This is a genomic window from Acinetobacter sp. 778_lipA (assembly GCF_058242985.1).
Window position 1 is genome coordinate 639,609 of sequence record NZ_JBZAYT010000001.1, and the last position, 13,080, is coordinate 652,688.

The window sequence follows — 13,080 nt, forward strand, 5'->3', positions numbered from 1 at the left end:
TGATGCTCGGAATTTTATCTAAAAAAGTAGACGTCCAAGACCAACAGACTTCTCCTGGTTTATGGCGATTGGCGATGCGACGTTTAAAAGCAGATCGTATTGCTATGTTGTCGTTATTGGTGTTGCTGTGTTATTTCATCATATTGGTACTCTCCATGACGGGTGTGATTGCATCAAATTGGAATAAAGAAGTCGCCGTGAGTTATGCGCCACCTACATTTATAGGGGCAGATCAAAACACGCAAGATTCTGAAAAAAAAGCCACACCTGTAGCAGCTTTACCTGAAAATCCTGTTGATCCTTTAAAAGATGTGATCAAAGAACTAAATACTGAAATTGCAACAGAACAAACTTCAGGTGGTGAGATTGACTACTACGGTATTCAAGATCCGCTTGCAGAAGATATGAAAGCCATTGATCAGCAATTGGGTGGGCATTTACTTGATCAGCAAAGCGAACTCAAACAAACCTTGCCTTTTGGTGCGGATAAATGGGGACAGGATGTAGTACTAAAAACCATTAAAGGTGCAGAAACGTCTATTATTGTGGGCTTGATCTCGGCATTGCTGGCAGTGGTAATCGGCACATTCTTAGGGGCAATCGCTGGTTATTTTGGTGGTTGGGTCGATGATGTTCTGAACTGGTTTTATAACATTTTTACCTCGATACCTTATCTATTGTTGGTGTTGGCGATTGCTGCTGTACTGCAACAAAAGGGTATTCTTTCCATTGTTTTAATTCTTGGATTAACGGGTTGGACGGGGGTATTTCGTTTAATTCGTGCCGAATATATGAAACATAATTCACGCGAGTATGTACTGGCAGCCAAAGCAATTGGTGTCAGTAATACCCGAAGGATGTTCGTGCATATTTTCCCAAATGTAAGTCATATTGCTTTGGTTCAGATGTCGATCTTGGTGGTTGCATTTATTAAGTCTGAAGTAATTCTAAGCTTCTTGGGCTTTGGTGTACCTGTGGGAGTGGTGTCATGGGGTAGTATGTTGAATGAAGCACAAAGTGAGCTAATTTTAGGCAAATGGTGGCAATTGGTGGCAGCTTCAGTAGCGATGGCCGTGCTTGTGACCGCATTTTCAATGTTTACAGATGCATTGCGTGATGCATTAGACCCTAAACTAAAATAAGGAGCATAAAGATGTCAGAACAACAAGCGACACCTCCTGTGCTACTCAGTGTTGAAAATCTGAGTGTGAGTTTTAAGGGTGAAAATAAGCAATTTATTGAAACTGTAAAAGGCATTTCATTTCAGATTCCTACCAATACCACCGTGGCCTTGGTTGGCGAATCTGGCAGTGGCAAATCTGTAACTTCCCTAGCAACCATGGGTTTATTACCTAAAGGCCAATCTCGTATTGCTGAAAACAGTAAAATTCTTTTTGAAGGCAAAGATTTACTCAGTTTAAACAGCAAACAAATGCGTGCAATATGTGGTAAAGACATTGCCATGATTTTTCAGGAACCGATGTCATCACTTAATCCTGTTTTTACGGTGGGTGATCAAATTGCTGAAATTATGCGTATTCATTTAAACATGGGGCGTAAACAAGCCCGACAACGCACTTTGGAGTTACTCACTGAAGTTGGAATTCCATCCCCTGAAAGCAAGATTGATGCTTATCCCAGTCAACTGTCTGGCGGTCAACAGCAACGGGTCATGATTGCCATGGCAATCGCCTGTGAACCTAAATTACTGATTGCTGATGAACCGACTACAGCATTAGATGTCACCATCCAAAAACAAATATTGGATTTATTGGAGGCTTTACGTAAGCGCCGTCAAATGTCGATGTTGTTTATTACCCATGACTTGGCATTGGTGAGTGAAATTGCTGATGAAGTGATTGTGATGCGTCATGGTGAAATTCGTGAACAAGGTTTAGCAAAGGCTGTTTTAGAACAGCCACAAGATGCCTATACCAAAGCATTATTATTATGCCGTCCGCAACTTTCGCATCGTCCATATCGCTTACCAGTCATTAGTGATTTTATGCAAGTTCAAGATGTACCTGAGACTGAGGCGGTGAGTTTGCCTGAGGTGGATTTTGCGGAGCGTAAGCGAGGTCTTGTTGGCGGTGAAGAAATTATTTTAGATGTACGTGATTTAAAAAAATCATTTTTTAGTCGTAAAGGGCTATTTGGCAAAGATGAATTTCAGGCAGTCAAAGGGGCATCTTTCCAACTGGCGAAAGGTAAAACTTTAGGGCTCGTTGGGGAGTCAGGCTCAGGTAAAACCACCATTGGTTTATTGTTGATGCGCTTGCAACAAGCTTCTGGTGGCCAAGCTTTGTTTCAAGGTAAAGATATTTTGGCAATGTCTGAAAAAGAGTTTGCTCAGTATCAACGTAAGATTCAAATTATCTTTCAGAATCCTTATGCCTCACTTAATCCGCGTTTTACCGTGGGGCAAATTTTGATGGAGCCGATGCAAGTTCATAAAATTGGTGCAAATGATACTGAACGTAAAAAGATGGCTTTGGAATTACTGGAAAGAGTAAGCTTACCTGCGCAAGCCTTTGATCGTTATCCGCATGAGTTTTCTGGGGGACAACGTCAACGTATTGCAATAGCACGCTGTTTAACTTTAAAACCTGAAATTTTAATCTGTGATGAATCAGTCTCGGCACTTGATGTATCGGTTCAAGCACAAGTCCTGAACTTACTTCAAGATCTGCAAGATGAATTTGGCTTAAGTTATATTTTTATCTCACATGATTTGTCTGTGGTGAAATATATTTCGGATCAAATTATGGTGATGAACCACGGTGATATCGTTGAAATCGCCAATTCGGATGAGTTATATCAGTCACCACAGCATGACTATACCAAACGCTTATTGAGTTCAATTCCGCAAGGAACCAGACAGGTGATTTAGATTTTTACTGTGTAAAAAGCCACTCGATTGAGTGGCTTTTTAGGGTCAATAAATAAGTGTTAAAGACTTAGAATTTTTTAAAACCTTTTGTCACAACAAACGGTTTTTTCTTTTCAGGTTGTTCGCTACGTTCTTGGCGATCTGAACGATCTAAACGTTCGTTTGGATTATAGCGACCTTCTGAACGGTTACGGTTTTGTTGATTGCCATAACGGTTTTCAGAACGGTTGCTATTAAAACTATTACCACGGTTGTCCGCACGGTCATTGTTGTAGCTGTTGCCACCAGAACGTGCTTTATTAAAGCGGTTGTCTGAGCGTTCATTGCGATTGTCAGTACGGTTTTCAGTGCGGTTTTGACCATATTGGTTTGCACTTGGCTGAGAATCACGACGATCATTTTGATGGTTGTGAGCTTCTTCACCTTCGCTATCACGACGTTGTTGACGCAGGAATCCACCGCGACGCGCAGCCATAGGTTTGTCTTGCATACGTTCGGTACGACGTTTTGCCATACCAAATAAACCTGTACCTTGACGTGGTTTAAGTTCAACAGCTTTGGTTAAATTATCGATATCAGTTTTATCAAGTTCCATCCAACGACCTGTACGAAGTTCACGAGGCAAAATCACAGTGCCGTAACGAGTACGGAGCAAGCGACTTACTTTTAGACCTTGTGATTCAAAAATACGGCGAACCTCACGGTTACGACCTTCTTTTACAACGACTTGGTACCAGCGATTGATTCCTTCACCACCAATTTCAGAGAAAGATTCAAATTTTGCTGGACCATCATCTAAAACAACGCCATTTGTCATGTTGTTTTTGATTTGAGGCGTTACTTCACCCATGACTCGAACTGCATATTCACGTTCGATTTCATTTGAGGGATGCATTAAACGATTGGCAAGTTCACCATCATTTGTAAAAAGTAATAAACCTGTTGAGTTGATATCTAGACGACCTACCATCACCCAACGGTCATTGGAAATCGGGGGTAAGTTATCAAACACAGTCGGGCGAGATTCTGGGTCATTACGAGAACAGATTTCACCTTCAGGTTTGTAGTAAATCAATACACGACGACGAATTTCGTCTTCAATTTGGAACTGAACTTTACGACCATCGATGCGAAGCTCATCACCTGGTTCAATACGTTCGCCCACTTGAGCAACCTGCCCATTGACACTTACACGACCAGCGGCAATGACCTCTTCCATATAACGGCGAGAGCCCAAACCCACTCGTGCGAGTACCTTTTGCAATTTTTCACTCATGACAGCATAACCTTAGAAATAATCATCAACAGTGCACCTATTTAAGACTTGGCAGCTTGCGCATCCAAAATCATAAAAGCTTCCTTGGCATCCTGTAGGGGAGGCAATTGATCTAAAGACACTAGACCAAAAGCATTTAAAAATTGTGGCGTTGTCACTAACAACGCGGGTCTACCTGGGAGTTCTCGGTAACCAGATTCTTTAATCCAGTTCCAATCAAACAAAGTCCTGAGTATTTGACTATTATTTGTAACCCCTCGTATTTGCTCAATATCAGCACGGGTTACTGGCTGATGATAAGCGATCACTGCAACAGTTTCTAACAGTGATGGCGATAATCGAGTCGGTCGATCTGGCCAAACTTGCGCAATCACGTTGCGGTATTTTGCCCGCACTTGAAAACGATAACCTTGAGCTGTTTCGACAAGTTCGATTGAACGACCATGTTGTAACACAGACAATTGCTGTAAATACTGTTGCAACTGTTGTTTAGAATACTGATTTTGAAATGCTTCTCTTAAGCGAGCAAGCGATACAGGGGCATCACTTGCAAAGATAATCGCTTCAAGTTGCATCAGAACTTCGTGATGTAATTCATCAACATTAAAGGCATTATTTTGATCAATGGTCATGCCGTTGCTCCTTGAATTGCAAGCGGGGCTTCAACACCAGAAGAAATAATTTGGACTTTTTGCTGACGAGTCAGCTCCAAGATTGCCATAAATGTAACCACCATGCCCATTCGACCTTGGTTTGGCTTGAGTAATTCTTGGAAACTGAGAACTTCTCCAGATTCAATCATATATTCGATATAAGCAATGCGTTCTTCAAGAAGTACAGGTTCTTGTTCAATCTTATGGGTTACGGGTTCAGGACGGTTAAAAATGCAATATAAGGCATCTTTTAGCATCTCAACGTCATAACCTTCATACACTTTTGGAATATGACCAATCGCAATATGTGTCGCAAAAGTGTCTCGGTCTAAAACTGGCATCTGGCCTAAACGTTCAGCTGCTTTTTTAATCCGTAAATAGGTTTCTAAGCGATCGATTAGTTCCTGTTTTGGATCTTTTTCAATATGCATGGTTTTTGGTTTTGGCAATAACAAGCGAGATTTTAAATCTGCCAATAATGCTGCCATCACCATATAGTCTGCGGTTAGCTCGATATTTAACGATTTCATACTGTCCATATAAGACAAATATTGTGTTGCAATCGGAGCAATATCTAACTGTAAAAGATCGAAACCATTTTTTTGAATCAGATAAATTAAAAAGTCGAGTGGTCCTTCGAAATGTTCAAGCAGAATTTCGAATGCAGCAGGAGGAATATATAAATCCTCTGGAATTTCTTCTTGCCATTCATCCAATACACGGATGTTGGAAATGGATTCCATAGGATGCTGAGTTGCTTGAGTCATTACAGTTTATTAGCCACGCGAATTTTCAAAGGCATGTTTTATTCGTGTTACCACTCAATAGGCACATAGGAGAGGGTGGTGACGAATTACAAAAAGATATTTGGCTTATTTTAATGGAAAAGTTAAGAGGAATACATTGTTTAATTATAAAAACCATAAAAAAACCTGAAAATAAATAGGGAATATTTTGTTTTATGATGATTAAACTAAGCTAAGTTTATAATTTTTAATGTAAATTTTTATATGCTTTTAATAGAAAATTTATCCATATTTTAATAGCATAATGTGAAGTGGATCAACTTTATATGTTGGGTGGGTTTGAATACTAAGGAGCTTTGTTACTTAGGACTGTCTATAAAGGCTGAGATAGAAATATAATTTTCAATTAATAAAACTGTATTTAAAATGAATTGAGTAAAGGAAATATTCTGTATGAGTACAATTGATTTCAAAGCAGTTCAAATATGAATATCAATAAATATTGAAGTAAGTAGCTAATAAAAAATTGAACGGAATTTTAAAAATTATTAAGTAAAAATTAATAGAATAATGTTATTAAGTTGATTTTTATAGTTATATACTTAAAGATATATATTAATTATTAAGATTATGTATAAAAAATATGTCTAACAATATTTACTCTGCTTTGGAGCAGCTTGGATTATCAGCACAAAAACGTGCGATCCACGTACAATTTTCTAATTCGGCATTGAGCCAACAAGTATTCCTACAACGTATTGATGGAACACATCAAATCAATGAAGGTGTTCGACTTCAGCTCATCTGTCTTTCAACGTCAGCAAGCATTCCTTTAAAAAGCTTTATTGGAACGCAAGCTGCAATTGATATTGTCACAGATAAATCTGAATTAACCCGTATTTCAGGAATTGTGACCCAAGCCGATATTGGCGCATCTGATGGTTCTCTTACCATCTATCGTTTGACTGTAGAAGACCCAACAGCACTTTGGAAACACCGTAGAAACTCTAGAGTATTTATGAATAAGTCGGTTGTGGATGTGATCCAGACCGTGTTCCAAGAATGGGTACAACGCAGCCCACTATTTGCTTCAAGTCTGACATTAGATAAGAGTGGACTGAGCAAAGACTATGATGTGCGCCCATTCATTATGCAAGCATCTGAAAGTGATTTTGACTTCCTGACCCGTTTGATGAGAAGTGAAGGGATTAACTGGTTGATCGATGAAGCTCAGCTTAAAGTATCGAGCTCAACAGAACAAATCCAAGCACAAAAGCTTCGTTTAATTGATGATAATTCGCAATTCAGTGCCTTAGAACGCCGCAATATTCGCTTTCATAGAAGCAGCGCCGTAGAAAAAACTGATTCAATTACCAATTTTATTGGTCAGCGTTCCATTCAACCGACTTCGGTGCATATCCAACGTTGGCAAGCTGATGTATTGGATATTGATGAAGGTGCTGGCAGTGTCCAAAGTAAACACAGTCATAGTGAAAATTATGACAATGCCAGTCTAGCTTTAGAACAAGCCTGGCACTTTAGCCCTGCATGGATTCAAGACTTGAATGGCGAAGATGGTGCAATGCCATCGGGCAACAGTCAGATTGAAAAGTTTAATCAAAACCTCAGCAACTATTATGATTCACAAGCCAAACAATTTACAGCAACGTCAACAGTGCGCGATGCACATGTTGGCTATTGGTTTGAACTGAATGAACATCCTGAGATAGATCAACACTCAGGTGCAGACAAAGAATTTTTAATCACGGCTAAAAGCTTTTATAACCAAAATAACTTACCTAAAGATCTCACCGATCAAGTCACCGCTTTAGTCCAACAAAGCAATTGGCAAACAAGTCAAATCACCAGCAACACGAGTGATGAACGTCAAGCCAGTAATTTAACCATTCAACGTCGTAATATCAGCACGGTTCCAGCCTATAACCCATTACAACACCGACCGATTGCATCACCGCAACGGGCCAAAGTAGTAGGGCCAAGTGGAGAAGAAATTCATGTCGATGAATGGGGGCGTATCAAAGTTCGTTTCCTGTTTAGCCGTACTGAAGACAATACCCATGATGGCGGTGCGGGTTCTAATGACAATGATACAGATTCAGCTTGGGTCGATGTCCTGACCCCATGGGCAGGTGAAGGCTATGGTGCACGATTCTTACCGAGAATCGGTGAAATTGTTGTGATTGATTTCTTTGATGGCAACATTGACCGTCCCTTTGTGGTTGGGCGTATCCATGAAGCACAACGTCATCCAAGCAAGTTTGATGACAAAGGCAAACTGCCTGATACCAAGAAACTGGCAGGAATCAAAAGCCGAGAGTATCAAGGCAGTGGCTACAATCAACTGAGGTTTGACGATACTACAGGCCAAATCAGCAGCCAGTTACAGAGTAGTCATGGGGCCAGCCAACTCAACTTGGGCAAACTGAGTCATCCAAAAGACAAAGCAGAAAGTGATGATCGTGGAGAAGGTTTTGAGCTGAGAACTGACCAATGGGGAGCCATTCGCGCAGGGCAAGGTTTACTGCTTTCGACCTACAAACAAGACCAAGCCAAAGGTGATCACCTTGATTCAGAGTTTGCCAAAAAGCAACTTGAGGGTAGTCAGACCAACAGTAAAGCTTTAAGTGATATTGCCAAGAACCAAAAGACTGATCCTTTAGAAAACTTAGATCATTTGAAATCGTTTATTTCTGCTTTGGAAAAAGATGACTCAGATGAAGCTAAGAACCAAGCCGAGGCGTTTAAACAGGCGTTAATGATATTGGCTTCACCAAACTCAATTGCGCTTACCAGTAATGAAGATATTCATCTTTCAGCAGATGGGCAAATTAGTCATAGCGCAGGCGACAGTATTAATCTAAGCACTCAAAAGAGCTTCTTAGCGCATGCACAAAACAAGATCAGTTTGTTTGCAGCACAAGAAGGCGCAAGGTTATTTGCAGGAAAAGGTAAAGTTGAAATTCAAGCTCAGGGTGATGGTGCTGATGTCATTGCACGTAAAGACATCCAAATTATTTCAACTGAAGATGCAGTTTATATCATAAGCCCTAAAGAGATTCGACTGGTTGGGGACACTTCTGAGGTAAGGATCAATGGTTCAGGTGTGTTTGCGACAACATCAGGATTGTTTGAGGTGAAGTCGGGGCAGCAGAAGTTTGAAGGAGGAGTACATGTACCTAATTTTAAAGTAAGTTTACCAACACCTAGAACACTTTACAGTAATAAAATTGATTATAACTGGAGTGACAATATTGGTAATGACAAGGAAATTTTTGTTCTAAATAAACATAATAATTATTTAATAAAATCTAAAATTGATAAATTGAATGATAAAAATAATATGAGTTCTTTACGCTTTTATACACCTGAAGAAACTGATTTTATTGCATTAGGGTTTGATTCATCATATGTTTCTTTAGTGCAAAAACGATTAGATGGAGAAAATATAGATGAATTATTAGATGAAGCATTATCGAACGGTGATGATGTTTATTCTGAAGAGGATTTTTAGTAATGTCTGAATTAAAAACAATTACAGTAAAATTCTTTGATAGTTCTGGGAAATATGTAGTCAATTTAAGTGTCAAATCTAAATATAAGGGGTCATCTAAAGAGAATCTTCAGAAAACGAATTCGCATGGCTTGTTTGTATTTCAAGCTTCACCAAATAGAACGATTGAAATTCTTGTTCAACCACCTAATCAGCAAAGTTATACTGTTTTTAAAACAATCAATTCTTCTGTAATATCATCTGAAGATAATCCTATTAGAATTCAATTGCCAAAGACGATTGACGAATATAAACAAAGCAATAGGTCTTCTACGAACAAAGGAATAGTTAGTACTTTATTTAAAGTTGTTGATAGTAATGGAAAAGTTATGGTTAATTTTCCGATTCAATCTAGACCAAAAGGAAAAGGAAACTCTCCAGATAAATATACAAATAGCCAAGGAATAGTAGAAGTTCTATCATCTGCGAATCGAGATATTGAAGTTTTAGTACTTACATCAACTGATCAATTTCAGCTTAAGTTTTCTGGGAACTCAGGAAATGGGATAAAGCAACCAATATTACTCAAACTAAATGAACCATATGATCGCTTTAAAGGTGTTACATTAATAAAAGTATTAGATAAATCAGGACAGCGTTATGCAGTTAATGATGTCGATGTTGAGATGATTTTTAACAATAATCAAAAAAAGAATCTTAAAGTTAAAAATGGACAATTAAAGTTAATTAACTGGGTTGGTCAAAAAATTAAATTAATCATTTTAAAACCAGATGGAACTCCTTTAGATTCTGTTAGCTTTATGGTCAGAAGAGTTAAAGAGGAATTTATTGATTTACAATTAAGTGTAGATATTTTGAATGGAAGAACAGCAACAAATGATCCTAATATTCCTAGACGTATAGAGGACAGTATTTCAGGAGAAATAATTTCTTTAAGCTTTTTTAAGGAGGTATATGGTTCTCGAAAGTTATTTTGGAAAGAAGGAATGAACGGTAAACCGACACAGAATACAACTCCTGAACAATTTGTACTCGCCTTAAATAAGGGATTACTAAAATATAAAATGACAGACAAGCTTATGCTTTGTCATTTTCTTGCTCAGATCTACCATGAATGTGATCATTTTTATACATTAATCGAGTATGCGAGTGGGAGAGATTACGACATTTCAACTTTTCCTCCATCTGTATGTGATATTCCAAAAAGTAGAGCGTGTAGAAGGCGTAAACAAATAATAAAAGAAGGTAATACTACGCCGGGTGATGGACCAAAATATAGAGGGCGAGGTTTAATTCAATTAACGTGGAAAAGTGCATATATTTTATATAAAAACTATTCAGGACTTGATGTGGTAACAAATCCGGATTTACTTTGTAACGATCTTTTTCATGCTGTTGAAAGTGCTGTATGGGCTTTTAATGAATTTAAAAATGCGGATAATTTGGTTCGGAAAGGATATAGTGACTTAAATGGGACTTATACCAATTCTCATCATTTACAAGTTGTAGATAAAGTAAGCAGAAGGATTAATGGTGGTACAGTAGGTTTAGCTGAGCGGAAAAGTTTATTTTTGAAAATATTAAGAGAAGTTGAGAAAAGAAATGGGTTTAAGTAAAAAAATCTTTTTAACAGTAGCTCTTTTATGTCCACCACTAACTTTTGCTGATAGTGATAGCCTAGTAAAGGATAATCATAAAGTTTATTTTAAACAGGGTTCCCTGAAAATTTTCCTATTTGATGATGCTAATTATTGTTTTGATAAAGATGCTTTTTCTGTGGAGAGTTTAACGAATGATAAAAGGAAATATTTGTTTGTAAACTATACAGATGATTGCAATCCTAGTGGAAAGTATCAAATATTCGATATATCAAATAATAAAGCTCATAAGTTTTATTTGAGTCCATTATACGATCCAGAAGTTATAAATGATAAAAAACAAATTATTGAAAGGTTTAAAGATGGCTCTATAAGTTACACACGTATATACAAGTTGAAAAATGATAGATATTCTTTGCAAGAAGAACTAAAAACATTAAGTGATAATCTTAACCTAAGTGTTATTTATTATAATAAATCAACTATTTACTCTCTAAAAGACAATTCAAATCAAACAGTAAAAAATATAAAAATAAATTTACCTAAAGTGTTTTTTCTTGATAAAAATTATATAAAAACAAAGGCTTATATTGTAAAAAATGATAAAGTAACAATAAAGAATATTATTAAAAATAGTGACTCATTATACCTTCATGTTGAATATTATGGAAAAACTAAGACAACAGAAGGATATATTAAATTATCTGATATTTTTTAGGAGTTTAGTCATAATTACGTTTGAGATTCATCATCAAAAAATATTTACCATAACCATATAATTTTAATTGATATTTATCGAGCTGGCTGCTTTTAAGAAATTTAATATTTATAAAGAGGCTATTAAATGATGAGTATAAGTCATTATTAGATGATGATTTTTTGCCAACGGCAGTTACCCAACAGTCCAACAATAGAAAAACTTAACTGATCAATCTAAATAAATACTTTCGATCTTCATTTCTTCTCAATTTCCTAAGCCAAGTAAAAAGCCCAATAGCAACCAACACAATAAAGCCAAACACATTGGCAATCAGATCAGTTTGTTTATATACACTTTTAACAGCATTTTTGATTACTCATCTATTGAGTTTTGATCAAACATCCAAGCCTCACAATCCATTTATTCATGTTACTCACTCTTAAACATGAATTTGGTTCACTTTTTTGTGAAATTATATCATTTTTATTCATTTGCGGATTGCGGTATAAATTACACCAAGCGCTTCACGATAGACAAAATTATCGTTGATTCTGAATTGAACGACTAAGTACAAATCAGAAAATACGGAAAATACTATTGACTGGATAGATCCAAAGATAAATTGGATGGTTCAGAAAGAGCATGAAAAAAATTCAGGTTTATTTCAGAAAATAGGGTATCAGATCATCATGAGTAAAGATTTTACATTTACGATTAAGAGCATTAGTTTCGACGAAAACTATCATCCCTCTAATAATACGCGTATCACAACCAACTTTGCCAATTTAGCAAGAGGTGAGAGTCGCCATGACAATCTGCGCAATACCCTAACGATGATTGACAATCGTTTTAATGCCTTAGCGCATTGGGATAATCCAGAAGCAGATCGTTATTCTGTTGAGTTAGAAATCATTTCAGTTGATATTGATATCGAAGGCAACGGTGAGACTTTCCCTACGATTGAAATATTGAAAACCAATATTGTTGATCACAAAAATAATCAACGTATTGAAGGTATTGTGGGCAACAATTTTTCTTCTTATGTGCGTGATTATGATTTTAGTGTATTGCTGTTAGAACATAATAAAAATAAAGATCAATTTAGCCTGCCAGAAAACTATGGCGAGCTTCATGGGAAGATTTTCAACGCATTTGTAAATTCAAATGCGTATAAAGAAAACTTTAAAAAATCACCTGTGATTTGTCTTAGTGTTTCAAGTAGCAAGGTGTATCACCGTACTGCAAATGTGCATCCAGTATTGGGTGTTGAATATCTACAAGATGAATATTCGTTAACAGATGAATACTTCGGAAAAATGGGTTTGCAGGTTCGTTATTTTATGCCGCCTAATAGTGTTGCGCCTTTGGCATTTTACTTCCGTGGTGATTTGTTGAGTGATTACACTAACCTTGAGTTGATCGGTACTATCAGCACCATGGAAACTTTCCAGAAGATTTACCGACCTGAGATTTACAACGCGAATTCTGTGGCAGGTAAATCTTACCAACCAAGTTTAAAGCATCAGGATTATTCACTAACTCGTATTGTGTATGACCGAGAAGAGCGTGGCCAGTTGGCGATTAAGCAAGGGAAATTTACTGAAGAGCAGTTCATCAAGCCATACAAACATATCCTTGAGCAGTGGTCTGCAAATTACGTTGCTTAATTTACCTAGATAGACAAG

At 37.2% G+C, this 13,080-nt stretch carries 8 protein-coding genes and 1 pseudogene; 6 read left to right on the plus strand and 3 right to left on the minus strand.

The features are described 5' to 3' along the window. Positions 1 to 2: 2 nt before the first annotated feature. Together AC4CUY_RS03080 and AC4CUY_RS03085 are read left to right on the plus strand one after the other, a co-directional pair. The gene (locus tag AC4CUY_RS03080; RefSeq protein ID WP_419328030.1) at positions 3 to 1,142 is read left to right on the plus strand and encodes an ABC transporter permease; all 1,140 of its coding nucleotides are present in this window, start codon (positions 3 to 5) and stop codon (positions 1,140 to 1,142) included. A gap of 11 nt (positions 1,143 to 1,153) precedes the next feature. Then, the gene (locus AC4CUY_RS03085; protein WP_419328029.1) at positions 1,154 to 2,890 is read left to right on the plus strand and encodes an ABC transporter ATP-binding protein; all 1,737 of its coding nucleotides are present in this window, start codon (positions 1,154 to 1,156) and stop codon (positions 2,888 to 2,890) included. 382 nt (positions 2,891 to 3,272) lie between these two features. On the opposite strand, the pseudogene rluB reads toward AC4CUY_RS03085, so the two are convergent. The 3 genes and pseudogenes from rluB to AC4CUY_RS03100 form a co-directional block, all read right to left on the minus strand. Further along, positions 3,273 to 4,166 (minus strand): annotated as a pseudogene (gene rluB, locus AC4CUY_RS03090) (23S rRNA pseudouridine(2605) synthase RluB); the annotation flags it as partial. 41 nt (positions 4,167 to 4,207) lie between these two features. Continuing rightward, complete coding sequence (scpB, locus tag AC4CUY_RS03095) at positions 4,208 to 4,798, minus strand: SMC-Scp complex subunit ScpB (protein ID WP_336953283.1); 591 nt, start codon at positions 4,796 to 4,798, stop codon at positions 4,208 to 4,210. After that, positions 4,795 to 5,586 carry a segregation and condensation protein A gene (locus tag AC4CUY_RS03100; protein WP_419819579.1) on the minus strand — a complete coding sequence of 264 codons (792 nt, stop codon included), beginning with the start codon at positions 5,584 to 5,586 and terminating at the stop codon, positions 4,795 to 4,797. The genes scpB and AC4CUY_RS03100 overlap by 4 nt, the downstream gene beginning before the upstream one ends. Before the next feature lie 622 nt (positions 5,587 to 6,208). Here AC4CUY_RS03100 and AC4CUY_RS03105 point away from each other — a divergent pair. From AC4CUY_RS03105 to AC4CUY_RS03120, 4 genes are all read left to right on the plus strand, one after another. Further along, positions 6,209 to 9,097, plus strand: a complete 2,889-nt coding sequence (locus tag AC4CUY_RS03105) for a type VI secretion system Vgr family protein (RefSeq protein WP_490773659.1) — start codon at positions 6,209 to 6,211, stop codon at positions 9,095 to 9,097. Between the two features lie 2 nt (positions 9,098 to 9,099). Continuing rightward, entirely contained in the window at positions 9,100 to 10,713 is a 1,614-nt protein-coding gene (locus tag AC4CUY_RS03110; RefSeq protein ID WP_336953277.1) for a glycoside hydrolase family 19 protein, read from the plus strand. Further along, positions 10,700 to 11,413, plus strand: a complete 714-nt coding sequence (locus tag AC4CUY_RS03115) for a hypothetical protein (protein ID WP_336953276.1) — start codon at positions 10,700 to 10,702, stop codon at positions 11,411 to 11,413. Before AC4CUY_RS03110 ends, AC4CUY_RS03115 begins: the two co-directional genes overlap by 14 nt. Before the next feature lie 671 nt (positions 11,414 to 12,084). After that, complete coding sequence (locus AC4CUY_RS03120; protein WP_034610135.1) at positions 12,085 to 13,062, plus strand: DUF1852 domain-containing protein; 978 nt, start codon at positions 12,085 to 12,087, stop codon at positions 13,060 to 13,062. Positions 13,063 to 13,080 lie beyond the last annotated feature (18 nt).